The organism is Streptomyces sp. NPDC051133 (assembly GCF_040682635.1).
GTDB lineage: Bacteria > Actinomycetota > Actinomycetes > Streptomycetales > Streptomycetaceae > Streptomyces.
This window is the reverse complement of the sequence record NZ_JBFBBK010000033.1, coordinates 71,119-95,330: the sequence shown is the minus strand read 5'-3', so window position 1 is coordinate 95,330 and position 24,212 is coordinate 71,119. Positions and strand designations below refer to the sequence as shown.

Annotated in this window: 24 protein-coding genes, 1 pseudogene and 1 riboswitch; of the genes and pseudogenes, 10 read left to right on the top strand and 15 right to left on the bottom strand. The window is 72.4% G+C overall.

Features of this window, described 5'->3' with window-relative positions; translation table 11 throughout:
- Positions 1-82 precede the first annotated feature (82 nt).
- Positions 83-475 carry a hypothetical protein gene (locus AB0N17_RS30000; protein ID WP_366014676.1) on the top strand — a complete coding sequence of 131 codons (393 nt, stop codon included), beginning with the start codon at positions 83-85 and terminating at the stop codon, positions 473-475.
- Between the two features lie 17 nt (positions 476-492).
- Here AB0N17_RS30000 and AB0N17_RS29995 read toward each other — a convergent pair whose 3' ends face one another.
- From AB0N17_RS29995 to proP, 3 genes are all read right to left on the bottom strand, one after another.
- Entirely contained in the window at positions 493-1,167 is a 675-nt protein-coding gene (locus tag AB0N17_RS29995) for an O-methyltransferase (RefSeq protein ID WP_366014675.1), read from the bottom strand.
- Between the two features lie 45 nt (positions 1,168-1,212).
- Positions 1,213-2,334, bottom strand: coding sequence for a DUF2330 domain-containing protein (locus AB0N17_RS29990; RefSeq protein WP_366014674.1), 1,122 nt, complete (start codon positions 2,332-2,334; stop codon positions 1,213-1,215).
- 63 nt (positions 2,335-2,397) lie between these two features.
- A complete protein-coding gene (gene proP, locus AB0N17_RS29985) occupies positions 2,398-3,771 on the bottom strand; it encodes a glycine betaine/L-proline transporter ProP (RefSeq protein ID WP_366014673.1) in 1,374 nt (457 codons plus the stop codon).
- Positions 3,772-4,122: 351 nt separating this feature from the next.
- Between proP and AB0N17_RS29980 the strand changes: the two are divergent.
- Positions 4,123-5,047, top strand: a pseudogene (locus tag AB0N17_RS29980) (phosphatase PAP2 family protein); the annotation flags it as partial.
- A gap of 177 nt (positions 5,048-5,224) precedes the next feature.
- Entirely contained in the window at positions 5,225-6,103 is an 879-nt protein-coding gene (locus AB0N17_RS29975; RefSeq protein ID WP_366014672.1) for a hypothetical protein, read from the top strand.
- Positions 6,104-6,169: 66 nt separating this feature from the next.
- Here the strand turns inward: AB0N17_RS29975 and AB0N17_RS29970 are convergent, their stop codons facing one another.
- Positions 6,170-6,571, bottom strand: a complete 402-nt coding sequence (locus AB0N17_RS29970; RefSeq protein WP_366014670.1) for an ATP-binding protein — start codon at positions 6,569-6,571, stop codon at positions 6,170-6,172.
- 72 nt (positions 6,572-6,643) lie between these two features.
- On the opposite strand from AB0N17_RS29970, the gene AB0N17_RS29965 reads away from it, so the two are divergent.
- Positions 6,644-7,471, top strand: coding sequence for a helix-turn-helix transcriptional regulator (locus AB0N17_RS29965; protein WP_366014669.1), 828 nt, complete (start codon positions 6,644-6,646; stop codon positions 7,469-7,471).
- Positions 7,452-7,634: a DUF397 domain-containing protein gene (locus tag AB0N17_RS29960; protein WP_366014668.1), complete on the top strand. Its 183-nt coding sequence runs from the start codon at positions 7,452-7,454 to the stop codon at positions 7,632-7,634. Before AB0N17_RS29965 ends, AB0N17_RS29960 begins: the two co-directional genes overlap by 20 nt.
- Here AB0N17_RS29960 and AB0N17_RS29955 read toward each other — a convergent pair.
- Entirely contained in the window at positions 7,618-8,787 is a 1,170-nt protein-coding gene (locus tag AB0N17_RS29955; RefSeq protein WP_366014667.1) for a steroid 3-ketoacyl-CoA thiolase, read from the bottom strand. The two genes, AB0N17_RS29960 and AB0N17_RS29955, sit on opposite strands and share 17 nt — an antisense overlap.
- Positions 8,788-8,985: 198 nt before the next feature.
- Here AB0N17_RS29955 and AB0N17_RS29950 point away from each other — a divergent pair, with 198 nt between their 5' ends.
- On the top strand, positions 8,986-10,221 hold the full coding sequence (locus AB0N17_RS29950; protein WP_366014666.1) for a cytochrome P450: 1,236 nt from the start codon (positions 8,986-8,988) through the stop codon (positions 10,219-10,221).
- A gap of 79 nt (positions 10,222-10,300) precedes the next feature.
- On the opposite strand, the gene AB0N17_RS29945 is transcribed toward AB0N17_RS29950, so the two are convergent.
- Positions 10,301-10,999 carry a YoaK family protein gene (locus AB0N17_RS29945; RefSeq protein ID WP_366014665.1) on the bottom strand — a complete coding sequence of 233 codons (699 nt, stop codon included), beginning with the start codon at positions 10,997-10,999 and terminating at the stop codon, positions 10,301-10,303.
- Between the two features lie 104 nt (positions 11,000-11,103).
- Between AB0N17_RS29945 and AB0N17_RS29940 the strand changes: the two genes are divergently transcribed.
- The gene (locus AB0N17_RS29940; protein ID WP_366014664.1) at positions 11,104-12,363 is read left to right on the top strand and encodes an alpha/beta hydrolase; all 1,260 of its coding nucleotides are present in this window, start codon (positions 11,104-11,106) and stop codon (positions 12,361-12,363) included.
- On the opposite strand, the gene AB0N17_RS29935 is transcribed toward AB0N17_RS29940, so the two are convergent.
- From AB0N17_RS29935 to AB0N17_RS29900, 8 genes are all read right to left on the bottom strand, one after another.
- Positions 12,360-12,776, bottom strand: a complete 417-nt coding sequence (locus tag AB0N17_RS29935; protein ID WP_366014662.1) for a transglycosylase SLT domain-containing protein — start codon at positions 12,774-12,776, stop codon at positions 12,360-12,362. The genes AB0N17_RS29940 and AB0N17_RS29935 overlap by 4 nt on opposite strands.
- A 256-nt stretch (positions 12,777-13,032) precedes the next feature.
- Complete coding sequence (locus AB0N17_RS29930; RefSeq protein WP_366014661.1) at positions 13,033-13,941, bottom strand: ECF transporter S component; 909 nt, start codon at positions 13,939-13,941, stop codon at positions 13,033-13,035.
- Positions 13,938-15,620: an ATP-binding cassette domain-containing protein gene (locus tag AB0N17_RS29925; protein ID WP_366014660.1), complete on the bottom strand. Its 1,683-nt coding sequence runs from the start codon at positions 15,618-15,620 to the stop codon at positions 13,938-13,940. The genes AB0N17_RS29930 and AB0N17_RS29925 overlap by 4 nt, the downstream gene beginning before the upstream one ends.
- Positions 15,617-16,732 (bottom strand): CbiQ family ECF transporter T component, encoded by a 1,116-nt coding sequence (locus tag AB0N17_RS29920; protein WP_366014659.1) that lies wholly within the window; start codon positions 16,730-16,732, stop codon positions 15,617-15,619. Before AB0N17_RS29920 ends, AB0N17_RS29925 begins: the two co-directional genes overlap by 4 nt.
- Entirely contained in the window at positions 16,719-17,411 is a 693-nt protein-coding gene (locus tag AB0N17_RS29915; protein ID WP_366014658.1) for an SCO2322 family protein, read from the bottom strand. The genes AB0N17_RS29920 and AB0N17_RS29915 overlap by 14 nt, the downstream gene beginning before the upstream one ends.
- Positions 17,408-18,619: a prenyltransferase/squalene oxidase repeat-containing protein gene (locus AB0N17_RS29910; RefSeq protein ID WP_366014690.1), complete on the bottom strand. Its 1,212-nt coding sequence runs from the start codon at positions 18,617-18,619 to the stop codon at positions 17,408-17,410. The genes AB0N17_RS29915 and AB0N17_RS29910 overlap by 4 nt, the downstream gene beginning before the upstream one ends.
- Positions 18,620-18,751: 132 nt before the next feature.
- Positions 18,752-18,822, bottom strand: a riboswitch (cobalamin riboswitch).
- A gap of 633 nt (positions 18,823-19,455) precedes the next feature.
- A complete protein-coding gene (locus AB0N17_RS29905; RefSeq protein ID WP_366014657.1) occupies positions 19,456-20,493 on the bottom strand; it encodes an MBL fold metallo-hydrolase in 1,038 nt (345 codons plus the stop codon).
- A gap of 94 nt (positions 20,494-20,587) precedes the next feature.
- Positions 20,588-20,794 carry a hypothetical protein gene (locus tag AB0N17_RS29900; protein ID WP_366014656.1) on the bottom strand — a complete coding sequence of 69 codons (207 nt, stop codon included), beginning with the start codon at positions 20,792-20,794 and terminating at the stop codon, positions 20,588-20,590.
- Between the two features lie 140 nt (positions 20,795-20,934).
- On the opposite strand from AB0N17_RS29900, the gene AB0N17_RS29895 reads away from it, so the two are divergent.
- Entirely contained in the window at positions 20,935-21,264 is a 330-nt protein-coding gene (locus AB0N17_RS29895; RefSeq protein WP_366014655.1) for a hypothetical protein, read from the top strand.
- 15 nt (positions 21,265-21,279) lie between these two features.
- Here AB0N17_RS29895 and AB0N17_RS29890 read toward each other — a convergent pair whose 3' ends face one another.
- Positions 21,280-22,293, bottom strand: a complete 1,014-nt coding sequence (locus tag AB0N17_RS29890; protein ID WP_366014654.1) for a hypothetical protein — start codon at positions 22,291-22,293, stop codon at positions 21,280-21,282.
- Positions 22,294-22,522: 229 nt separating this feature from the next.
- On the opposite strand from AB0N17_RS29890, the gene AB0N17_RS29885 reads away from it, so the two are divergent.
- Both AB0N17_RS29885 and AB0N17_RS29880 read left to right on the top strand, forming a co-directional pair.
- Complete coding sequence (locus tag AB0N17_RS29885) at positions 22,523-23,974, top strand: aldehyde dehydrogenase (RefSeq protein ID WP_366014653.1); 1,452 nt, start codon at positions 22,523-22,525, stop codon at positions 23,972-23,974.
- Between the two features lie 3 nt (positions 23,975-23,977).
- Positions 23,978-24,211 carry a ferredoxin gene (locus AB0N17_RS29880; RefSeq protein ID WP_366014652.1) on the top strand — a complete coding sequence of 78 codons (234 nt, stop codon included), beginning with the start codon at positions 23,978-23,980 and terminating at the stop codon, positions 24,209-24,211.
- Position 24,212 lies beyond the last annotated feature (1 nt).

Genomic DNA, 24,212 nt, shown 5'->3' with positions numbered 1-24,212 from the left:
CGCCACCCGGCCGGGCGTTTTATCATGCGGCGGCGGTACGGCGATCCAGCCACCGTGCAAGGACGTCACAGGGGGAACACGCGTGCTCGAACTGACCATGGCCACCGTCTCCGGGGCCGACGCGGGCGCCACGGCCGGCATGTCGATGGCCGAGGCCCCGAGCGAGCCGGGCGCCGCGCTGCGGGTCGGCCGGGACGCGGCCGTGTGCCGGCTGGTCACCCCGGAGGACTGGCTGTTCGTCTCCCGCGTCCACCTGGAGTTCCTGTGCGGCCAGGACGGCGGCTGGCAGCTGTCCTGGCTGCGCGGCTCGCAGGCCGACCCGGCGTCCGAAGTACGGTTGATCGTCGGCGAGTACGCCCAGACCGTGCCGTACGGCGGGGTGGTGGCGCTGCCGCGCGGCGGGTCCGGGGAGATCATCGTCCAGGACCGCACCGCGCCGCGCAGCGTCAACGTCGGCTTCTACCACGAGGCCTGACGCCCGGCCGAGCATGCTCAGCCGAGCACGCGGGCCAGCGCGAACCCGTCGTAGCCCTTGGCGCCCACCGTCTGGATCGCCGTGCCGGTCAGCCGCGGGTGGGTGGCGATCAGTTCGAGGGCGGCACGGGTGCCGACCACGTCCGGGTCGCCGCTGCCCGCGTCGGCGATCCGGCCGCCGCGCACCACGTTGTCGAGCACGATCAGGCTGCCCGCGCGGGTGAGCCGGAGCGCCCACTCCACGTAGTGCGCGTTGTTGGCCTTGTCGGCGTCGATGAACACCAGGTCGAAGGGGGCGGGGTTCTCGTCGGCGAGCTTGGGCAGCGACTCCAGTGCCGGGCCCACCCGCACCTCCGCCACCCGGTCCATGCCCGCCCGGGCGAGGTTGCGGGTGGCCACCTCGGCGTGCTTGGCGCTGTACTCCAGTGAGATCAGCCTGCCGTCCTCGGGCAGGGCACGGGCCAGCCAGATGGTGCTGTACCCGCCGAGCGTGCCGATCTCCAGGACCGTGCGCGCGCCCTGCAGCTGGGCGAGCAGGTGCAGCAGCTTGCCCTGGGCGGCCGTGACGGCGATCTGCGGCAACCCGGCGGCCTCGCTGTCGCGCAGGGCCGCCCGCAGCGTGTCGTCGTCGGGGGAGAGTTGGCTGATGAAGTAGTCGTCGACGTCGTCCCAGAGCTGCTGCGACCCGCTCATGGCCTGCTGCCTTTCCCGAGTGTCTGCCTGTCCCCCTGCATCGTCTCAGCCGAGGGGCGTCTGCGGGGTGACCGGAGGCGGCGGCTGCACGGGCGGCGGGGGAGTCACCGGCCGCCGGGAGTGTCGTACGACGACCACGGCGACGGCCGCGACCACCAGCAGCAGGCCGCCGCCGAGCGTCAGGACCCACGCCGGGATGCCGGCGACCCGGCGCAGCTCGTCGTCGTAGATCACCTGCCGGACCGGGGTGTCGGCGGGGGCCCGGCGCAGCTCGTGGTCGCCGGAGATGCGGTCGGGGTAGGGGAACCGCTGGGTGAGGGCCGTCAGGTACGGGGTGCCGGCGGCCAGCTCGCCGAGGGCGCCCTTGCGCGTGTCGAGGCGGCCCGCGAAGAGGGTCTCGGGCGGCAGGCCTCCGATGGCCGTGCGCGTCCGCATCCGGTGCGCGGCGAGTACGTACAGGCCGAGGGACTGCGGCATGCTCGCGAGACGGGACAGCCGCATCGGGTAGACCGGACGGTCGGCGGCGAAGGCGAGGCGGAGGGGCTGCAGCGCGCCCCGTAGCGGCGTGTCCTTCGTCTTCGGGGCGAGGCGGACGGCGACGTACTCCCAGCGCTGGTCGACGTACGGATGCAGGGCGGACCTGAGCCGGTCCGGGAAGGTGAAGCCGTGGGCGCGCAGCCAGCGGTCGAGGGCGGCGGGGTCGGTGGCGGTGAGCCGGGCCACGTCGAACGGGCCGAGCCGCTGCCGGTCGACCACGCCGACGCTGCCTGCCGCGGGGGGCGGCGCCGCGTCACCGGCCGCGGCACCGTCGGCGAAGGGCCAGTCGCCGTTCCCCGGCCAGAAGTGGTACCGGGTGCGGTGCACGGGGGCGACGGCGTCGGCCAGCTGGTCGAAGAGGGCGGGGTCGCCGAGGCGGACGGTCGCCCGGTGCGGGACGGGCATGATCCAGGCGGCGTGCCGCGCGTCCCCGTTCACCGTCAGCCGCATCACGATCTGCTCCTGGCGCCCGTCCCAGCGGAGCACGGACTGCTCGTCGGAGACGGCGATCCGGCGGGCCGGGTCCGGCAGCATCGCCCCGCACCCACAGGCGTAGGCGGGGGCGATGAGCCAGCTCAGCTGAATACCGAGGAGACCGAGGACCAGGGTCAGGATGCGGGCGCGTTTCACAGGGCAACAGACGGCATGAACCTGTAAACGGTTCCTGGCGCCCCGCAGGAGTCCCTGCGACGATCAGCGCTGTTCCACGGAGGGCGCGGAACCGGGCAGCGGCCGTCCAGCGGATTCCGACATCCGCCACACCGCGAACCCGCCCACGACGGCCGCGGCCATCATGTAGTACGCGGGCATCATCATGTTCCCGGTCGCCCCGATCAGCGCCGTCACGACCAGCGGAGTCGTCCCGCCGAACAGGGACACCGACACGTTGAACCCGATGGACAGGGACCCGTACCGCACCCGCGTCGGGAAGAGGGCGGGCAGCGCGGCCGGCATGGCCGCCGTGAAGCAGACCAGGAGCAGACCCAGCGCCCCCATGCCCAGCGCGACGGCGAGCAGGCTGCCCTGGCGGATCAGCAGCAGCGCCGGGACGGACAGCAGCAGGAAGCCCGCGCAGCCGGCCGCGATCACCGGACGGCGGCCGACGCGGTCGGACAGGGCGCCCGCGAAGGGCTGCACGATCATCATCAGGGCCATCACGCCCAGCACGACCAGCAGGCCGTGCGTCTCGTCGTACTTCAGCTCACTCGTCAGGTAGCTCGGCATGTACGACAGCAGCATGTAGTCGGTGACGTTGAAGACCAGCACCAGGCCCATGCAGATGACCAGGGACTTCCACTGCCCGGTGATCATCTCGCGCAGCGGCACCTTGGGACGGGCCGCCTCGACCTTCTCCATCTCCGCCGCGAACGCCGGGGTCTCCTCCAGCCGCATCCGCAGATACAGGCCGATGATGCCCATCGGGCCCGCCACCAGGAACGGGATCCGCCAGCCCCAGGACGTGAGGTCGCCGGAGGACAGCAGGGCGGTCATCACCGTGACCAGGCCCGCACCGCCGATGTAGCCGGCGAGCGTGCCGAACTCCAGCCAGCTGCCGAAGAAGCCGCGCTTCTTGTCGGGGGCGTACTCGGCGATGAACGTGGAGGCGCCCGCGTACTCGCCGCCGGTGGAGAAGCCCTGCACCAGGCGGGCGGCCAGCAGGAGCAGCGGGGCGCCGACGCCGATCGTGCCGTACGACGGGATCAGGCCGATGGCGAAGGTGCCCGCCGCCATCATGATCATGGTGAGGGCGAGGACCTTCTGGCGGCCCACGCGGTCACCCAGCGGACCGAAGACCATGCCGCCGAGCGGGCGGACCAGGAACGCCGCCGCGAAGGCGCCGAACGTCGACAGCAGCTGCGCGGTCGGGTTGCCGGAAGGGAAGAAGACCTTGCCGAGAGTGACCGCGATGTAGCTGTAGACGCCGAAGTCGAACCATTCCATGGCGTTGCCGAGCGCGGCCGCCTTGACGGCACGCTTGACGAGCGCGGGGTCGGTGACGGTGACGTCGCGGGCCTTGGTGGCCCGGCGGGTCTTCAGATGCGGGGTGACGGCTGTGGCGGTGGCCAAAACGAAGCTCGCCTGCCTTTCGACGGGGACAGGGACGCGACCCGGACGGCGGCGGTGGCGTGCGACGGGCCGAAAAGCGACCATAGACAGTGTTTTGCCTGTTACGTCGCGTAGGCACTTCGATGCATAGTGCAGCTAAATGCCGTGTATGCAGGGACGTCTGCCCACTTCGAGCAGATCATTCGCGCCTTCCGCTGTGATCCTTGTCGCGCCCCGGATGCGCAACCGCCCGCGTCTGCGGCTACTGTTATCCGAATAAAAGGTGCAAAAAGCCTCGTTGGGTACGGCGGGCGACCGGCGGACGCGTTCCCGACGGCGACGGCGGTCGCCGTCAGCCTCGGCCTGGCCGCCGCCCTCCAGCCGGCCGCGCTGCCGCACGACGCCCGCATCCACTGGGTGCACCCCATGGATGCCTTCGGCAGCCCGTCCCTGCACGGCGTCCTGCTCCGCCTCGGCCTCACCGGCCCTCTGGAGATCGCCCTCTTCCTGCTGCTGGGCACCGCCGTCGCCGCCCACGCCCTGCGCCGCGCGGTGCGCCTCGCCCACGACGGCCGGCTCCTGCTCGCCGTGGCGGTCACCGGCTGCGCCGTCGTCCTCGTCTCGCCCGCCGCCTGGCAGCACCAGCCGCTGTGGGTGCTGCTCGTCCCCTTCCTGTCCCGCACCTCGCCGTACTGCCGGGACCCCATCCCCACGCAGTACGCCCCGGCCGTACCGGCCCGCTTCCGCCGCGTGCCCCTCCTGCCCTTCCTCCGCCGGGCGCTCACCCGCCCGAACCTGCTCCTGGAGCTGCTGCTGATCCGCGTCACGTACGCCGTCTACCAGCAGGTCCGGCACGCGGCCGGCGGCGGCACCACCGCCGCTGGCCGGTCCACCGCCGAGTACCACGGCCGCCTCGTCCTCGGCCTCGAACGCGTCCTGCACATCGACGTCGAGCACGCGGTCAACCACGCCGTGGCGAAGATCGGCCGGCTGCGCGGGTTCTTCGACTTCTCCTACGAGTCCCTGCACCTGGTCGTCCCGCTGACCGTGCTCGCCGTCCTCTACTGGCGCCGCCCGGCCGACTACCGCTGGGCCCGCACCTGCCTCGGCTTCGCCACCTTCCTCGCCCTGATCGGCTTCTGGCTCTTCCCGCTGGCGCCGCCGCGCCTGATGCCCGCCCTCGGCGTCATCGGCACCGTCCACGGCGTCCAGGACTTCGCCAAGCCGGACTACGGCTCGCTCACCCGCGCTCACCAACCAGTACGCGGCGATGCCCTCCCTGCACTTCGGCTGGGCCCGGAAATTGTGCGCTAAACAGAAAACGGGCCGCCATGACGCGAGTTGAGGCAGGCTAATACCCGCCACTGGTGCCTGCAACCCTAGATGCACCGGCAGGGTAGCGGAGTTAGCGTGCTGTTATCCGGACGGAAACGTCTCCGGTCGCTGAAATATGGCCCCAGCGAAGGAGAGCTTCATGCGAAGGAATGCAGTACTGAGCGCCGCCGCCATGGCTGTGCTGGTCGGAGGGATGACGGTCGGCACGGTGGAGTCGGCCTCCGCTGTCCCGGCCCAGAGCTGTCAGGTATCCGGGGGGAGCCTGACGGGCAACGGCTTCGCCAACAACGGAAGTTTCACCGTCTCGCCCGGCGGGGAGAGCGTGAATTCGTCTTCCAGCGGCAGTATCGGACCGACGTCCGTCTCGGGAACAGGGCCTTTCTCCATAGGTTCCGTGACGTGCGCGGGAGGCACGGGCGGGTCCTCGTCCGCCTCCGGGAACTCGGCACAGGCGTCCGAGGCCGTGTCGGCCGGATCGGCCGCTGCGCAAGCGGCCATAAACCGGGGCGCCACCCCGCAGCAGGCCAAGCAACAGGGTGTGGCGGCCGCACAGGCCAAGGCGCAGAGCCTCGGTCTGCCGGCGTCGGTGGTGAATCAAGTCGTCAACCAGACGACCAACAACGTCAGTAACATAACCAATAACACGAACACCAACACAAACATCAACGGGTCGTTCAACCAGGGCACGCAGAACACGCCGAATACGCAGAACGCGCCGAATACACAGACGGCGCCGAACACTCAGACGGCGCCGAACACTCAGAACGCACCGAATACGCAGACGGCGCCGAACACTCAGAACGCACCCAACACACAGAACGAGCCGAACACGCAGAACGCACCCAACACACAGAACGAGCCGAACACGCAGAACCCTCCGAACACGCAGACCACGCCCAACAATGAGGGCACGCAGACCACGCCCAACAACGAGGGCACTCAGACCACGCCCAACAACGAGGGCACGCAGACCGTCCCCCAGGAGACCCTGCAGACGCCCGCCGGGCAAATGGCCTGAGTGCCTCTCGGCGCACGGAGCCCCTGCCCGCCGGCGGGGGCTCCTTCGTTCCGCACCCGGCGGGCGTCAGCCCGTCCCGCATTCGAACCAGACCGCCTTGCCTCCGCTCCCGGCCGGCGAGACGCCCCACTTGTCGACCACGGCGTCCAGCAGGGCTAGGCCGCGACCGCATTCCGCGTCCTGGTCCACGTCGAGGTCGAGAAGCGGGATCCGGGCGCAGCCGTCGGCCACCTCGGCCCGAACGCCCGCCGTCTGCCGGGCGAGCAGGACCGTGCAGCGGCGATCCGGCACATGCCGTACGACGTTGGTGACCAGCTCGCTCACGCCCAGCTCCACGGCGAACGTCAGCTCCGTCAGCTCCCATTCGTGGAGCAGCGAGCGGACGATGCGGCGGATGTGGTGCACCGAGTGCTCGCCGACGGTGAGGTGCAGGCGGTACTGGGGGGTGTGGGGAATGTCCAGGTTCACAGGACGAGGCTGACCTCGGATCACTACGCTGGGCTACGTTCTGAACACAACGGGTCCGAGAGGGGACTTGCCGTGGTGAACATCAACACCCTCGACCCGGGCGCCTCACCGCTCGACTACTACGGCTTCGAGCTGCGGCGGTGCCGGGAGGCGGCGGGGCTGACCCAGCGGCAACTGGGGGACATCATCAACTTCACGGGGTCGCTCGTCGGCCAGGTGGAGACCGCCCGGAAGCTGCCGACGCTCGACTTCAGCGAACGGGCGGACGCGGCGCTGGGGACGGGCGGGTTACTGTCCCGGCTCCATCCGCTGGTGATGCGAAGTCAACTTCCGGCCTGGTTTCGGCAGGTGGCGGAGCTGGAGGCGCGAGCAGTGGAGATCTGCACGTTCCAGACCCACATGGTCCATGGCCTGCTGCAGTCTCCGTCCTATGTCCGTGCGGTGCTCGGAGTGCTGGACCAGGACAATCTGGAGGACCGGGCGGCCGTTCGGCTCGCTCGCCAACGCATCTTTGAGAAGCAGGAGCCGCCGGTCTTCTGGATGGTGCTCAGTGAGGCCGCGCTGCACCAGGAGATCGGCGGTCGGGAGGTCATGCGTGAGCAACTCGCTCACCTGTTGACCCTTGAGGAGGACCCACGGGTCAACGTGCAGATCCTGCCGTACGCGATCGGAGAACACCCGGGTCTGCAAGGCTCGTTCAATGTCTACCGGTTCGCCGACGACCCCAGCATCGTCTACACCGAGGGCTACAGCAGCGGGCATCCGACCGCGAATCCGGACACCGTCAAGGACTGCTCGCTCCGTTACGATCATCTACGAGCCGCCGCGCTCTCGATCAAGGACTCGGCGGGGCTGATCCGACGGGTGATGGAGGACCGCTATGGAGAGCAAGTGGCGTAAGTCCAGCTACAGCGGCGACCAGGGCGGTGATTGCGTAGAGGTGGCCGAAACCGCCGCAGCCATTGCCGTGCGCGACTCCAAGACCCCGGCGGGACCGATCCTCACCCTCGACCCCGCCGCCTTCTCCACCTTCGTGCACTGGGCCGCTACAGGCGCTGAATGATCGTCCCGGTAGCCAGTCCGCCGCCCGCGCACATGGTGATCAGCGCGAACTCCTTGTCCACGCGCTCCAGTTCGTGCAGGGCGGTGGTGATCAGGCGGGCGCCGGTCGCGCCCACCGGGTGACCGAGGGCGATCGCACCGCCGTTGACGTTGACCTTGTCCAGGTCCTGTTCGAAGACCTGGGCCCAGCTCAGCACCACCGACGCGAACGCCTCGTTGATCTCCACGAGGTCGATGTCCTTCAACGACATCCCCGCCTTGCCCAGCACCGCCCGGGTCGCGTCGATGGGGCCGTCCAGGTGGAAGTGCGGGTCGGCGCCCACCAGCGCCTGGGCGACGATGCGCGCCCGGGGCTTCAGCTTCAGGGCGCGGGCCATCCGCTTCGACGCCCACATGATCGCCGCCGCGCCGTCGGAGATCTGGGACGAGTTGCCCGCCGTGTGGACCGCCTTCGGCATCACCGCCTTGAGGCCGGCCAGCGCCTCCGGTGACGTGTCCCTGAGGCCCTCGTCCTTGTCGACCAGGCGCCACATGCCCTGCCCGGCGTGCTGTTCGTCCTCCGTGGTGGGGACCTGGACGGCGAACGTCTCGCGCTTGAAGCGTTCCTCGGCCCAGGCGAGGGCGGCGCGTTCCTGCGAGCGCAGGCCGAGGGCGTCCACGTCCTCCCGGGTGAGGCCCCGGTGGCGGGCGATCCGCTCGGCCGCCTCGAACTGGTTGGGCAGGTCGACGTTCCACTCGTCGGGGAACGGCTTGCCCGGCCCGTGCTTGGAGCCGGAGCCCAGCGGGACGCGGGACATGGCCTCGACCCCGCAGCTGATGCCGACGTCGATCACGCCCGCGGCGACCATGTTGGCCACCATGTGCGAGGCCTGCTGGGAGGAGCCGCACTGGCAGTCGACCGTCGTCGCGGCGGTCTCGTAGGGCAGGCCCATGGTGAGCCAGGCGGTGCGCGCGGGGTTCATGGACTGCTCGCCGGCGTGGGTGACCGTACCGCCGACGATCTGCTCGACCGCGTCGGCGGGGATGCCGGTGCGGCCGAGGAGTTCGCGGTAGGTCTCGCCAAGGAGGTAGGCGGGGTGCAGATTGGCGAGCGCGCCGCCGCGCTTGCCGATCGGGGTCCGTACGGCTTCGACGATCACGGGTTCGGCGGCCATGGGTGCGGGTCCTCTCCGAGAGGGCTCTCCTCCAGAACTAGTACGCGTTCTAGTTCTGGGTGCAGTCTGCTGACGTGACGTCCGTCACCGCAAGGGTCTTGCAGTGGATTGGCCGTGCCGTACCTCTTGCGAGTTGTAGAACCCGTTACTACGTTCACGGCACCCGCTGATGGTCCGTCAGATGGCAGGAGACCGCCGATGCCCTGTCCAGCGCTGCCCGACGGGTTCGACTTCACCGACCCCGATCTGCTGCACCGCCGCGTGCCCCTGCCGGAGTTCGCCGAACTGCGCCGTACCGAACCGGTCCGCTGGATACCGCAGCCGGGGAACGCCGCCGGCTTCCAGGACGAGGGCTACTGGGCGGTGACCCGGCACGCCGACGTCAAGTACGTCTCCACGCACCCGGAGTTGTTCTCCTCGACCCTCAACACCGCGATCATCCGCTTCAACGAGCACATCCAGCGGGACGCGATCGACGCCCAGCGGCTGATCCTGCTGAACATGGACCCGCCCGAGCACACCCGGGTCCGGCAGATCGTGCAGCGGGGTTTCACGCCACGCTCGATCCGTGCGCTGGAGGACCGGCTGCGCGCCCGTGCCGAGGCGATCGTGGCGGGCGCCCGGAGCCGCTCGGGGCCCTTCGACTTCGTCACCGAGGTCGCCTGCGAACTGCCCCTCCAGGCCATCGCCGAGCTGATCGGCGTGCCCCAGGAGGACCGGTCGAAGATCTTCGACTGGTCCAACCGGATGATCGCCTACGACGACCCCGAGTACGCCATCACCGAGGAGGTCGGCGCCGAGTCGGCCGCCGAGATCATCGCCTACGCCATGAACATGGCCGCCGACCGCAAGCGGTGCCCGGCCCGCGACATCGTGACGACGCTCGTGGCGGCGGAGGACGAAGGCAACCTGAACTCCGACGAGTTCGGCTTCTTCGTGCTGATGCTCGCGGTGGCCGGCAACGAGACCACCCGCAACGCCATCACCCACGGCATGCACGCCTTCCTCACCCACCCCGGCCAGTGGGACCTCTACAAGCGCGAGCGGCCGGCCACCACGGCCGAGGAGATCGTGCGCTGGGCCACCCCGGTCAACGCCTTCCAGCGCACGGCCACCCAGGACACGGAACTGGGCGGCGTGCACATCGGCAAGGGCGACCGCGTGGGCCTGTTCTACGCCTCCGCCAACCACGACCCCGAGGTCTTCCCCGACCCCGACGCCTTCGACATCACCCGCGACCCCAACCCCCACCTGGGCTTCGGCGGAGGCGGTCCCCACTACTGCCTCGGCAAGTCCCTGGCCGTCCTGGAGATCGACCTGATCTTCAACGCCCTCGCGGACGCGATGCCCGGCCTCACACTGGCCGCCGATCCCCGCAGGCTGCGCTCGGCCTGGATCAACGGCGTCAAGGAACTCCGCGTCACCGCCGGCTGACCGCACCGGCCCACCCCGAGGGAGGCAGGAGCCCTCGTTCCCCACGCCCCGTTCCTGCCTCCCCCGAGGTCCACGCCCCTCACTCCCGCCCCGACGCCACCAGTGCCAGCACCCCCGACGCCAGGGCCGCGAGCAGCAGCGGGAGGGCCAGGCCCTGGTGCAGGACCAGCCAGGCGCCCAGGAAGGCGCCGGCGAGCATCGCGATCACCGAGGCGGTGCGGCGCGGGGAGCGGTGGCCGGTGGCGTCGCCGAGCCGGGACTCGGAGGCCAGGCCGGTTAGGGTCATCGTCAGCACCGTCGTGGTCAGATCGGGGACGCCCAGTTTGCGGACCGTCGCGTTGCGCAGCCCCATCGCGAAGGCCGTCAGCGCGATGAGGGCGTACCGGGTGCCGGTGGTGCCCGGCCAGACGAAGGCCACCGCCGCCGAGCCGCCGACCAGGATCGCCTCCGCCGCCAGGGTCAGGCGCGCCCAGGTGCGGCGGGAGCCTCCGCCGAAGCGGGCCGCGACCCTGCCGCCCACCACCGCGCCCAGCAGGAAGCAGACCAGGGAGGTGGCGGTGTGCGGGACCGAAAATCCCGGCGCGCCGGCCGCCGCGAAGCCCAGCACCACCACGTTGCCGGTCATGTTGGCCGTGAAGACCCGGCCCAGGCCCAGATAGCTGACGGCGTCGATCAGCCCGCTCACCACGGTCAGGATCAGCAGGACGGCCACCAGCCGCACCCCGCGCTCGTGCTCGTCCGGGGTCGCGGGCGCGGGCGGCGTGGGCGGCGTGGGCATCGTTCCTCCGGCTGGCCCGACGGACAGGGTGGTGACAACTCCACCACGGGCGCGGGGGGATCTCGGATGTTCCCGCCGAGCGTGTCTTCCGTAGCGTTCGGGACATGACACAGGACACGCTCAAGTCAACGGCACGGACGTCCAGTTGGGGTGTACGCAAGGGGATGGCGGCCGGGCTCGCCGCCCTGGTGCTCGTCGGTGCCGGCGCGGCTCCGGCGGCCTTCGCCGCCGACGGGCGTCCGGCGGGCGGGAGAGGCGAGGTCGTCTCCGTCGTCCCCGTCGCCGCGCACAGCAAGGCGGAGATCGCCCGGCAGCTCGCCGCCCAGCACATCGGCACCGACTCGCTGCGCCACGGCGTCCGGGCGTACCGGGTGACGTACCGCACGGTGGACCCGTACGGCCGGCCCACCACCGCCACCGGGCTGCTCACCCTCCCCGTGGGCGGCGGGCGCAGCCTCGGACTCGTCTCCGACACGCACGGCACCATGTCCGACCGCGCCTACGCCCCCTCCGTCGCCGAGGACGCCCGGGCCCAGTCGTATCTCTTCGCCTCCGCCGGGCACGCCGTGGCGGCCCCCGACTACCTCGGGCTGGGCGAGGGGCCCGGACTGCACCCGTACATGGACACGCGCTCCTCGGTGACCGCCTCCGTGGACATGCTCCGGGCCGCCCGCACCGCGGCCGGACGGCTGGGGCGCACGGTGAACCACGATCTGTACGTGACCGGGTTCTCGCAGGGCGGGCAGGTCGCGATGGCGGTGGCGCGGGCGGTGCAGGGCGGGGACGCGCCCGGCTTCCGGCTGAAGGCGGTCGCACCGGTGGCGGGGCCGTACGACCTGCGGGGCACCGAGCTGCCCGCGCTCACCGACGGGCGCGTCAACGACATCAGCGGGGTGTTCTACCTCTCCTACTTCCTCGTCGCGCAGAACCGGCTGCACCCCATCTACAAGGACCCGGCCGAGGTGTTCCGGCAGCCCTACGCCGCGCGCGTGGAGGGCCTCTTCGACGGGCGGCACGAGGACGAGGACATCGTCCGGCAGCTCGCGCCGAACGTGAAGGCACTGCTGACGGACGACTTCTACCGCCAGCTCGCCCACCCGACCGGAGGGCTGCTCGAGGCCACGCGCGCCAACGACCACACCTGCGACTGGAAGCCGGACGTGCCGGTGCGGCTGTACGCCGGTGACGACGACACCGACGTGCCGATCGGCAACGCCCGGACATGCGCGCGCACCCTCGCCGAACGGGGGGCGAGGGTGCGGGTGCTCGACATGGGGGCCGTCGACCACAACGGGTCGTACCGGGCGGCCCTGGCCGGGATCGCGCGCTGGTTCGGCGGCGGCCGGGCGGGAGGGGCGGATTAGTACCAGCCGTTGGCCTGCCAGAAGCTCCAGGCCTTCGCCGGGCTGCCGTAGCGGGACTTCATGTAGTCCAGGCCCCACTTGATCTGGGTGGCCGGGTTGGTCTTCCAGTCGGAGCCGGCCGAGGCCATCTTGGAGCCCGGCAGGGCCTGGACCAGGCCGTAGGCGCCGGAGGAGCTGTTGGTCGCCGACGGGTTCCAGCCGCTCTCGTGGGAGACAATCTTGCTGAACGCGTTGAACTGCGCGGCGTCCGGGATCATCTTGTGCGCGATCGCCTGAGCGGAGGAGGCCGTGGCAGGGGCGGCGGCATGGGCGGGCGCCGCGGTCAGTGCCATACCGGCGGTGGCGGCGGCCACGGCGACGGTGGTGAGGGCCTTCTTCGGGGCGGCGATGCGACGGATGAAGGAGACGGACACGGAGAACCTCTTGCGTCGGGGACAGGGGATCGCCCGCAAGGGAAGGACCACGTGCTGTGGCCGCATGCGTCGGCGCCGCGGCCCTGTGGGCTCGTGGCGCCTGGCGACGTCGTCCAGACAAGCAGGCCGGAAATCCGTCCGCAATGCCCCCTTTTACTAGTTGTGGCCGGATCGGCGGCGCACCTCGGCCGTGTGACGTGGCTCTCCAACCGCAGGTCAGCGGCGGTGTTAGAAGGTGCATATCGGGCAAAGGGGGCTACGATCCGGCGTCGTAGGTGACCTGGGTCATGTGGGGCGCTTCACCGGCCCGCTCACCGTGCGAAGCCGCGTCCTCACCCAGCGGTCGCCGCTCGGGGCGGTCGAACGTGACCGTGGTCTCGAACGCGGCCCGTCGCGTGGCCCGGCGCAGCGCCCGCAGCACCGCCGGGCCCAGCGCCAGGGTCAGCACCACCGTGCAGACCGCCCGGCCCAGGTCCCAGCCGAGGGAGGTGGCCGCGCAGTAGGCCACGAAACGGGCCAGGTTCGACGGGACCGAGGCATGGGCGTCGAAGGAGATGTCCGAGGCCGCGGCACCGAGGAACGGCCAGCCGGCCAGATTCATGATCGTGCCGTAGGCGAAGGCCGCCAGGAAGCCGTACCCGGCCAGCAGCACCTGCTCCGCCCGGCCGCGCGCCCGGACCGGCCACGGCAGCAGCCCGGCGCCCATCGTGAACCAGCCCATCGCCAGCATCTGGAACGGCAGCCACGGCCCGACCCCGCCCGTGAGCAGCGCGGACGCGAACATCGTCTCCGAGCCCAGCGCGAACCCGAAGCCCGGCCCCAGCACCCGGCCGCTGAGCACCATCAGGAAGAACATCGGCTCGATCCCCGCCGTCCCCGCCCCGATCGGGCGCAGCGCCGCCCCGGTCGCGGCCAGCACGCCGAGCATGGCCACCGCCTTCGGCCCGAGGTCGGACTCGGAGAGGGTCGCCGCCACCACCGCGACCAGCAGCACCAGCAGACCGGCGAACAGCCACGGCGCGTCCTGCGCGTGCGCGCTCAGCCCGGAGGAGGGCGGGGCGAGGAAGGGCCAGCCGAACGCCACCACGCCGACCGCGCTGACCAGCACCAGGGCGGCGAGCGCGCGGGGACCGAGACGGACGGCGTGCAGCCGGGGGGCGCTCACGCGAGGGCCTCGCGTACGTCGGCCACGGTGAGCCACCGCTGCGGGGCGAGGATCTTCGTCACCTGCGGTGCGAAGGACGGCGACGACACCACGATCTCCTGCGTCGGCCCGTCCGCGATCACCTCGCCCTCGGCCAGCAGCACCACCCGGTGCGCGAGGTCGGCGGCCAGCTCCACGTCGTGCGTGGCCAGCACGATCGCGTGGCCCTCGGCGGCCAGCTCGCGCAGCACGGCCACCAGGCGCGCCTTGGCCGCGTAGTCCAGGCCCCGCGTCGGCTCGTCGAGCAGCAGCAGGGGTGGGCGGGCGGTCAGCACGACGGCCAGGGCGAGCGCCAGGCACTGGCCCTCGGAGAGGTCGCGGGGGTGCGTGTCGTCCGTGACGCCCGGGAGCAGTTCCGAGACGAGGGACCGGCAGGTTCCGGGTGCGGCTCCCGCGTCGTGATCGGCCGCCGCGCACTCGTCGGCCACCGTGTCGGCGTAGAGGAGGTCCCGTGGTTCCTGGGGGACGAGACCGACGCGGCGTACGAGGTCCCGGGGGGCGGTGCGGTGGGGGGTGGCTCCGCCGACGGTGACGGTGCCGGAGGTGGGGGGCACCAGTCCGACGAGGGAGCCGAGGAGGGTGGACTTGCCGGCGCCGTTGCGGCCCATGAGCGCGATGGTCTCGCCCGGGGTGACGGTCAGGTCCAGGCGGCGCAGGGCGGTGATGCCGTCGCGGCGGACGGAGAGGGCGTGGACTTCGGCGGCCTGTGCGCGCCGGGGTTCGGGAGCGGGGGTGGTGCGGCGGCGGAACAGGGGGCGGCGGACGGCCTCCCGGAGGGGCGCGGGGGACTGTGCGACCGGCCCCCGCGGCCCCGCGGGTGCCGACGCGGCGAGGCGCTCCCTCAGCTCACCGGCGCGACGGCGGGCGTCCCGCACGGTCAGCGGAAGCGGGGACCAGCCCGCCAGCCGCCCCAGGTCCACCACCGGCGGGAACACGGGGGACACGGCCATCACCTCGGCCGGGGTGCCGACGACCGGGGGCTCGCCGGGCGCCGGCAGGAGCACGACCCGGTCGGCGTACTGGACCACGCGCTCCAGGCGGTGCTCGGCCATCAGGACCGTCGTCCCCAGGTCGTGCACCAGCCGCTGCAGCACCGCCAGCACCTCCTCCGCGGCGGCCGGGTCCAGGGCCGAGGTCGGCTCGTCCAGCACCAGCACCCGGGGGTGCGGAGTGAGCACGGAACCGATCGCGACGCGCTGCCGCTGCCCGCCGGAGAGGGTGGCGATCGGGCGGTCGCGCAGTCCGGCGAGACCCAGCAGGTCCAGGGTCTCCTCGACCCGGCGCCGCATCACCTCCGGAGCCAGCCCCAACGACTCCATCCCGTAGGCGAGTTCGTCCTCCACGGTGTCCGTCACGAAGTGGGCCAGCGGATCCTGCCCCACTGTGCCGACGACATCGGCGAGTTCGCGCGGCTTGTGCGTACGGGTGTCCCGGCCGGCCACCGTGACGCGTCCGCTCAGGGTGCCGCCGGTGAAGTGCGGGACCAGCCCGCTGACCGCGCCGAGCACGGTCGACTTGCCGACCCCGGACGGGCCGACGAGCAGCACCAGTTCGCCCTCGGGCACCTCGAAGCCGATGCCCCGGACGGTGGGACCGGCCGCACCGTCGTACGTCACGCCGACGTCCTCGAAGCGGATCACGACGGCTCCTTGAGGTCCGTGGGGGGCTTGGGTACGGCGAAGGCGGGCAGCAGGGCGAGCAGGACGGCCGCGGCGGGCCAGAGCGGCAGCGTGGGCGCGACGAGCGGGACGACACCCGGGTGCAGCTCCTCCGGGTCGCGGGCGGAGGCGAGCGTGAGCAGCGCGGCGACCGCGGCACCCGAGCCCGTGACCAGCCAGGCGCGCACGTCCCAGGGATCGGGCCGGTACCGGGTGCGCAGGGAACGCCGGCCGCCCAGCCGCAGCCCCGCGAGCGCGGCGGCCACACCCGCGAGCAGCACCGGCAGCCCGTACGTGCCGCCCTCCGCGGTGAGCAGCCCGTACGTTCCCGCGCACACGCCCAGCAGACCGCCGAGGGTGAGGGCGGTCGTCGTACGCCGGACGCGGGCGGGGACCTCGGCGGTACGGCCGTACCCCCGTGCCTCCATCGCGGCGGCGAGCGCCACCGACCGCTCCAGCGCGCCCTCCAGGACCGGCAGCCCGACCTGGAGCAGGCCCCGCAGACCCCGGTCGGGGCGGCCGCGCAGGCGGCGGGCGGCACGGAGCCGCCGCACGTCGGCGACGAGGTGGGGCGCGAAGGTGAGGGCGACGACGACGGCGACACCCGTCTCGTACAGCGCGCCCGGGAGGGACTTCAGCAGGCGGGCGGGGGCGGCGAGGGCGTTGGCCGCACCGACGCAGATGAGGAGCGCGGCGAGTTTCAGGCCGTCGTAGGCGGCGAAGAGGAGCGCCTCCGCGGTGACCTCGCCGCCCAGACGGATGCCCTGGGCCCAGTGCGGGAGCGGCACTTCGGGGAGCGTGAGGAGGGTGTGCGTGCCGGGGATGGGCGAGCCGAGCGCCGTGGCGAAGAGGAGGCGGATGAGGAGGACGGCGAGGGCGAGTCTGACGAAGGCGGTGTAGGACCGGGCGGTGGGGGTGGGGGAGCGGTGCGTCGCCACGACGTAGGCGGACGCGGATATGAGCAGGGCGAGCAGGAGGGGGTTGGTGGTGCGGGTGGCCGCGGTCCCGAGACAGAGCGCCCAGAGCCACCAGGCGCCGGGGTGGACGGAACCACGGCGACCGGCTCCCGCCGGGCCCCGGCTAGACGGAGTCACCGCGTCGCCGTCGGGCCTGCCACACCGCCGCGCCCGCCAGGAGGGCGACCACCCCCGCGCCGATCGGCAGACCGAGGGACGGCCCGCTGTCCGAACCGCCCTTGTGCGCGGCGGAGTTCGCGGAGCTCGCGGGGCCGTCGGAATCACCCGTCTTCCCCGTCCTTCCCGTCGTCCCCGTCGACACCTGCTCCCCGCACCCCTTCTCCGGATACCCGGCGATCGCGCACAGCAGGGCGTTGGTGTCGTAGCGGAGAGGCTTGGCCACCGCCGCCAGCGCCTGCGCGGTCGTCGCGTCGGAGGCGACCCGCGCGCAGGCCGTGCGGCGGCCGGGCGGGGTCTCCCCGGACGGTGCGTCGCCCGGGGTGCCGAAGTCGAGCACCAGCGCCACCCGCTTCCTGCCCGGCTCGGCGGGCGTGCCCGCGCAGATCGTGCCGAAGTCCGCCGTGCCGCGGGGCCGGTTCGCGTCCGCCGAGTCCGCGCTCACCGCGAACCGGAAGCCCTCCACGGCGCCGTCGTCCGGCCGTGCCGTCGACGGGCCCTGGGTGGCGTAGGTCCAGTGGCCGCCGGACCGCTCCCAGAAGGACCAGTACCGGTAGCCGGTGGCGTGCGCGCCGGCCGCGCCGGCCAGCAGGGCGAGCGCGGCGAGCAGCAGGGGCGCGGCACGGCGGACGGCGGTCACGGCTGCCGCTTCTTCCGGCCGCTGAACAGGAAGCCGACGCCGATGCCCGCGACGAGGCCGATGCCGACGATCCACCAGACACCGGTGTTCTTGCCGTCGTCGGACGACTTCGCCTTCCGCTCGGCCGCCTGCTCCATGTGCGGCGCCGGGCCGAGGGAGTTGAGGGAGCTGACCAGGCTGGTGCCGTGGAAGTCGCCCGGCTGGGCGCCGACCGCGTGCGCGGCGAGGATCAGCTGGGCGTAGGCGGCCGGGCCGCTCTGCGTGGCCCACTGCGTGGCGTTCTTCTCCAGCCAGGCGTACGACGTCTTCGCCTGCTCGGTCCGGCCGTTCGCGGCGAGGGCGACGACCGTGTCCGCGGTGTTGCCGAAGTCGGGCTGGTCCTCGGCGCCGGGCAGCGTGGAGTCCAGGTGGCCGGTGTGCGCGACGGCCCGCACGAGGTTCGCGCCCGCGTTGTCCGCGACCTGGGCCGCGGTGAGGTGGTCGCCGGCGGCGCACTTGCCCCCCGCGGGCGCCTTGCCGGCCTCCGCGACGAACCCCTTGCCGAGCGCGCCGAGCACTCCGGCGGCCGTCGCGTCCGCGTTGGAGTACAGCTTGCCCTTCTTGTCCGGCTGGAAGGCGAGGCCGCCGCCGTCGGGGTGGTCGCAGGGGACGGACATGGCCGAGAGCAGGTCGAAGGGGGACTTGCCCGCCGTGCGGACGTCCGCCGGGTTCGCGCCGGTGGCGGTCAGCGCGCCGATCACGACGGCGGTGGAGTTGGTGTCGCTGGCGCCGCCGGGGGAGTAGCCCCAGCCGCCGTCCTTGTTCTGCACGGACTTCAGCCAGGCGACCGCCTTCTCGACGGCGGCGCCGTGCCCGCCGACCGCGTGCAGCGCCTGGACGGCGGCGGCCGTGTTGTTGGTGTCCACCATGACCTTGCCGTCGCAGGCCTTGGCGGGGGCGGCACGGAAGGCGGCGAAGGCGCCGCTCGCGCACTGCTGGCCGGTGAGCCAGTCCACGGCCTCGGCGGCCGGGCGGTAGCCGAGGGTGCGCTGGGCGATCAGGGTCAGCGACTGCCGCCAGACGCCGTCGTAGGTCGGGTCGCTCTTGCCGTACAGCCCGGACGGGATCGCGACCTTCGGCGAAGGGGACGGGCCGGCGGCCATGGCGGGTGCGGCGGCGGCCAGCACGCCTATGGCGGCGAGAGCCGCGGCACTGCGGCGGACGTTCATGGTCGGCGACTGCCTCTCCTGCGGGGAGCCGGGCAGCGCACGGGTCACCCCGGGCGGCTCGGCTCCGTAGACCTCGACGGTGCGGTGCGCGGCGGGCCGCCGACGCACATGAGCCGGTCAACGTCCCGCCCGGGGCGTTCCGGCTCACCGCCCTGCGGCGGCTCACGGCTGCGGGTCAGCGCCGGAATTGCACCGGCTTCCCCCCGTACGGGTGTGATGACGACGCCGCCACTTTACCGGCAGCCGCCGACGGCCCGACGGGTGGCTGTGGGCACATGGCGGCGGTGACCAGGGTCACGCCCATGACGACGGGGAGACTGCTGGGTTCGGGCCGCTCGGCCGACGTGTACGAGATCGACGACGCGTGGGTGCTGCGCCGGGACCGCGAGGGGGCGGCCGCCGAGGGGGCCGTGATGACGTACGTAGGACGGCACGGGTATCCGGCGCCCCGGGGGCGGCCCTCCGGCTCGCGCACCGATCTGGTGCTGGAGCGGCTGTCCGGGCCGACCCTGCTGAGTGCCTTCGCCTCCGGCGGGACCGGACCCCAGGAGGCGGGTGCGCTGCTCGCCCGGCTGCTGCGGCAACTGCACGCCGTGCCGGGGCGGGACGTGTCCGCCCCCGATGCCCGGGTGCTCCATCTCGATCCGCATCCCGACAACGTGATGCTGACCCCCGACGGGCCCCGGGTCATCGACTGGCCACGGAGGCCGGTTCGCCGAGGTCCAGCCGGTGCACGAAGTCCACGATCAGGCGCTCGCAGGCGTGCTGGGCGACGAGACTGCTCAGAGGGTCCATGGGGCCTGTCTGACAGGTGCGTCTCCTGGGCCGCGACCGGATCACACCGCGATGTACGCCACCGGCTCGCTCCCCGGTACCGGTTCCGCGCGGCCCTGCTTCACCAGGCGGCGCACGTGGGACTCGGCCTCCGAGACCGCGATGTTGCGCGAGCCGTACGGGATGTCGGCCCAGGGGCGGTTCCACTCCATGCGCTCGGCGAGCTGCCAGGGGGTGAGGGGTTCGGCGAGCAGGGCCAGCAGGCCGGCCAGGCGCTCCTCGTGATGGCCGAGCAACTCCCGTACCCGGCCGGGCGCGTCGGTGAAGGCGTGCTGGTGCGCGGGGAGGACCTCGGCGGGGCCGAGCCGGCCGATCCGCTCCAGGGAGTCGAGGTAGTCGCCGAGGGGGTCGGTCACGGTCGCGTCGTCGGGGTCCTCGTACAGGCCGATGTGCGGGGTGATCCGCGGCAGCAGGTGGTCGCCGCTGAACAGGCGCCCCCGGCCGCCGAGCCGGCCCGGGTGCTCCTCCTCCAGGTGCAGGCAGACATGGCCGGGCGTGTGACCCGGGGTCCAGATCGCGCGCAGCCGGCGGCCGGGCAGGTCGAGGAGTTCACCGGGGACGATCTCCCGGTCGGGGAGGGCGGGGGAGAGGCCGGGCAGGGTGCGGCCGGTGCGCGGGGCGCGCAAGGGCGCCACGTGCTCCTCGGGCGCACCGGCCGCCGTCAGCTTGGCGGCCATGTACGCGAACCACCGCTCGGGCCGGGTCTCGCGCGCCCGGCGCACGATCGCCGCGTCCGCCGCGTGCAGCGCCACCCAGGCGCCGGAGACCTCGCGCACCCGCGCAGACAGCCCGTGGTGGTCGGGGTGGTGGTGGGTGACGACGACCCCGTACACCTCCCCCACCGACGTACCGCACTCCGCCAGGCCCGCCGCCAGCGCCTCCCAGGAGGCGGGGTCGTCCCAGCCGGTGTCGACCAGCACCGGACCCCGGTCGGTGTCCACGACGTACACCAGCGTGTGTCCGAGGGGGTTGTCCGGGATGGGCACCCGCACGGACCGCACGCCCCCGCCGTGATCGAACGTTCCCGGCGTCTTCGTCATGACTCCTCCGCCCCACGGCCGCACGGCCGTTGCTCACTATAAGCCGAACTGACTCTGCGTCAGACAGTGCGAGGAGGGCTCGGCCCCGGCCGCCTCAGTCGAACAGCGCCCACAAGTGGGACAGCCGCGCGATCAGCACGACGGCGATGAACACGCTCATCAGCGCGCCCGATGCCGCATGCCGCCACGAGCAGAACAGGCGCGGTACGGGCCGCGTGCTCTCCGGCAGCGGCCCGTCGCACTTCAGGCACGTACGGCGCTTGGCTCTTCGAGCGCTCCGCGCCCCGGTCTCCCCACCCATGGGGGCGACTTTAAGCCGTCGGCCATCGGCGGGCCCCGCGGCCCCTGCCACCTCCGTCCGCGCATGGGGCGTCAGGTTGCATCACTCTTTCAGCCCGTTAGGGTGGAATTACGGTATACAGGCGTACTTGGGGAGAGCTCATGCAGCGAAGGACTTTCAAGAGGGCCGCTGCCCTCGGCTCCACCCTGGTGGCGGCCGGCGTCGCCCTCATGCCGTTGAGCGCCCAGCCGGCGTCCGCGTCCCCTCCCGCGACGCACGTGAGTTCCGCGACGGTCGCCCCGGCGGAGAACCACTACCGCCAGGGCTTCCGGCAGGGCTTCCGTGACGGCTTCTCCGACGCGCGCTCCGACTGCCACCGGGGCGGTTACGGATCCGGCTACGCGCGCGGCCACGACTCCTCGTGGGCGCACGGATACGTCGACGGCTACAAGCAGGGCTACAGCACGGCCTACCACCGCTACTGCCGCTGACCCACACCCCGGCCCTTACGGGCGCCAGTCCGCCTGAAGGTCGTGGGAGTCGGTCTTGGTGAGCTGTTTCAGGCCGGTGCCGTCGGCCCGTACCAGGCACAGGTGCTCGGGGTCCCCGTCGTCGGCACCGCCCCGGGTGAAGACCAGGCGGCCGCCGTCCGGGGACCACGAGGGGTTCTTGTCGTTGAGGCGGGCCGCGGTGATGCGGTGCGTTCCGGTGCCGTCGGGACGGACGACGTAGAGGTGGGCGAAGCCCGAGGAGTCCACGCGGCTGAAGGCGATCCGGTCGGTGTGCGACCAGTCGGGCGTCCAGTCGTGGGAGCCGGGTCCGGTGACCGCCGTCTGGGCCAGGGTGGACAGCCGGATCCGCATCACCCTGCTGTGTCCGCCGGAGTCCGCCCGGTTGAAGGCCAGGTACGTGCCGCCCGGGGACCACGTCGGGTGCAGGTCGTCCGCCGCGTCGTGGGTGAGCCGGGTGGCGGGGGTGCCGTCGATGTCGGCCACGTAGATCTCGCGCTGGGTGCCGACCGGCTTGGCGAAGGCGAGCCGCTTGCCGTCCGGCGACCACGCCGGGTCGGAGGCGCCCTTGGTGCCGGGGACGGCCTTCAGGCCGCCGCCCGTGGACTTCATCGTCCAGATGCCGTCGACGGCGCCACCGGATCCGTAGCGCACGAAGGCCACCCGCTTGCCGTCCGGGGACCACGTGGGCATCACGTCGCTGACGGTGGGGGTGTGGGTGAGGGCGACGGGCGTACCCCCGCCGGGGGAGATCGCGTAGAGGTCCTCGACGGGCGCCGCCGCGGTGTAGCGGGCGAACACGATCGAGTGGTCCCCCGCCGCACCCGCGTCCCCCGCGGCGCCGAGGGTCAGCGGTACGGCCATGGCGAGCACGGCGGCGGACACCGCCGCCCGGCGCCCCCGTGAAGTGCCGGGCGTGCCGGCCCTGCCGGTTCTCCGGACCTCTTCGGTCTCCTCGATCTCGTCGGCGGTTCTGCCCGTGCGGTGCTGTCGGTGCGTCAAGGTGTCCACCCCGTTCCCTCCCCACGGCCCGTCGCGGGCCGCTCAGGCCGGTAAATGTCCCACCTGCCGGGGCGCTGGGGAAGCGACGGCCCCCGGCGGTACGAGCCCTGTGACAGGTTCCGTACGCCGCTGTCACACGGGGTGCGCCCACGGGGTGCCGGCCATTGCCCCCGATAACTAGAACTGATATCAGTTCTGAAACAGCGTCAGAAACCGTAACGGCGGGAGGCGGGCGGCCATGACCCAGCTCGTGGAACACGGACAGCTGTTCATCGGCGGGGAGTTGACCGATCCCCTCGGCACGGACGTCATCGACGTGATCTCGCCGCACACCGAGGAGGCCATCGGACGGGTGCCGCACGCCTCGCGGGCGGACGTCGACCGGGCGGTGGCCGTGGCGCGCCGCGCGTTCGACGAGGGGCCCTGGCCGCGCGCCTCGCTCGGGGAGCGGATCGACGTCGTCACCCGCATCAAGGACGGCATCGCCGCCCGGCACGAGGAGATCGCCCGCGTGATCTCCTCCGAGAACGGCTCCCCGTACTCCTGGAGCGTCCTCGCCCAGGCGCTCGGCGCGATGATGGTGTGGGACTCGGCGATCACGGTCGCTCGCGACTTCAACCACGAGGAGCGCCGGGACGGGGTGCTCGGCCCGCTGCTCGTCCGCCGGGAACCGGTCGGTGTGGTCGCGGCCGTCGTCCCCTGGAACGTCCCGCAGTTCGTCGCCGCCGCCAAGCTCGCGCCCGCCCTGCTGGCCGGCTGCACGGTCGTACTGAAGCCGTCCCCGGAGTCGCCGCTGGACGCCTATCTGCTGGGCGAGATCGCACGGGACGCCGGGCTGCCCGAGGGCGTGCTGTCGATCCTGCCCGCCGACCGGGAGGTCAGCGAGTACCTGGTCGGCCACCCCGGCGTCGACAAGATCTCCTTCACCGGCTCGGTGGCGGCCGGCCGGCGCGTGATGGAGGTGGCCGCCCGCAACCTCAGCCGCGTGACGCTCGAACTGGGCGGCAAGTCGGCGGCGCTCGTCCTCGCGGACGCGGACCTGCAGACGGCCGTGGCCGGCATCGTCCCGGCGGCCTGGATGAACAACGGACAGGCGTGCGTGGCCCAGACCCGCATCCTCGTCCCGCGTGCCCGCTACGACGAGTTCGCCGACGCCTTCGCGCAGGCGGCGGGCGCGCTGAAGGTCGGCGACCCGCTGGACCCGGCCACCCAGGTCGGCCCGCTGGTCGCCGAGCGGCAGCAGCGGCGCAACCTCGACTACATCCGGATCGGCCAGGAGGAGGGCGCCAAGGTCCTCACCGGCGGCGGCCGTCCGGCGGGCCTGGAGCGGGGCTGGTACGTCGAACCGACCCTCTTCGGCGACGTCGACAACTCCATGCGGATCGCCCGCGAGGAGATCTTCGGCCCGGTGATCTGCCTGCTGCCGTACGGCGACGAGACCGAGGCCGTGAAGATCGCCAACGACTCCGACTACGGCCTGTCCGGCAGCGTGTGGACCGCCGACCTCGAACGCGGCGTCGAGATCGCCCGGCAGGTGCGCACCGGCACCTACTCGGTCAACACCTTCAGCCTGGACATGCTGGGCCCGTTCGGCGGCTACAAGAACTCCGGGCTCGGGCGGGAGTTCGGCCCCGAGGGGTACGGCGCCTACCTCGAACACAAGATGATCCACCTGCCGGCGGGGGCGTAGGCCATGGGCGACCGCTGGCACGTCGAGGTCGACCGGTCCGTGTGCATCGGCTCGGCCCAGTGCCTCCACCACGCCCCGGACGGCTTCCGCCTCGACTCCGCCCGCCAGTCCCACCCGGTCGAGCCGGACACCGACGCGAGCGAGCACGTCCTGACGGCGGCCGAGAGCTGCCCGGTGGAGGCGATCGTGATCACGCTGCCGGACAGCGGGGAGGCGGTGTTCCCGCCCGAGGACTGAA

Coding starts and splice junctions, on each gene's coding strand:
- AB0N17_RS29880 (WP_366014652.1), top strand. CDS start 23,978: ATGGGCGACCGCTGGCACGTCGAGGTCGACCGGTCCGTGTGCATCGGC.
- AB0N17_RS29950 (WP_366014666.1), top strand. CDS start 8,986: ATGCCCTGTCCAGCGCTGCCCGACGGGTTCGACTTCACCGACCCCGAT.
- AB0N17_RS29885 (WP_366014653.1), top strand. CDS start 22,523: ATGACCCAGCTCGTGGAACACGGACAGCTGTTCATCGGCGGGGAGTTG.
- AB0N17_RS29940 (WP_366014664.1), top strand. CDS start 11,104: ATGACACAGGACACGCTCAAGTCAACGGCACGGACGTCCAGTTGGGGT.
- AB0N17_RS29900 (WP_366014656.1), bottom strand. CDS start 20,794: ATGGGTGGGGAGACCGGGGCGCGGAGCGCTCGAAGAGCCAAGCGCCGT.
- AB0N17_RS29910 (WP_366014690.1), bottom strand. CDS start 18,619: ATGAACGTCCGCCGCAGTGCCGCGGCTCTCGCCGCCATAGGCGTGCTG.
- AB0N17_RS29960 (WP_366014668.1), top strand. CDS start 7,452: ATGGAGAGCAAGTGGCGTAAGTCCAGCTACAGCGGCGACCAGGGCGGT.
- AB0N17_RS29945 (WP_366014665.1), bottom strand. CDS start 10,999: ATGCCCACGCCGCCCACGCCGCCCGCGCCCGCGACCCCGGACGAGCAC.
- AB0N17_RS29895 (WP_366014655.1), top strand. CDS start 20,935: ATGCAGCGAAGGACTTTCAAGAGGGCCGCTGCCCTCGGCTCCACCCTG.
- AB0N17_RS29905 (WP_366014657.1), bottom strand. CDS start 20,493: ATGACGAAGACGCCGGGAACGTTCGATCACGGCGGGGGCGTGCGGTCC.
- AB0N17_RS29955 (WP_366014667.1), bottom strand. CDS start 8,787: ATGGCCGCCGAACCCGTGATCGTCGAAGCCGTACGGACCCCGATCGGC.
- AB0N17_RS29975 (WP_366014672.1), top strand. CDS start 5,225: ATGCGAAGGAATGCAGTACTGAGCGCCGCCGCCATGGCTGTGCTGGTC.
- AB0N17_RS29995 (WP_366014675.1), bottom strand. CDS start 1,167: ATGAGCGGGTCGCAGCAGCTCTGGGACGACGTCGACGACTACTTCATC.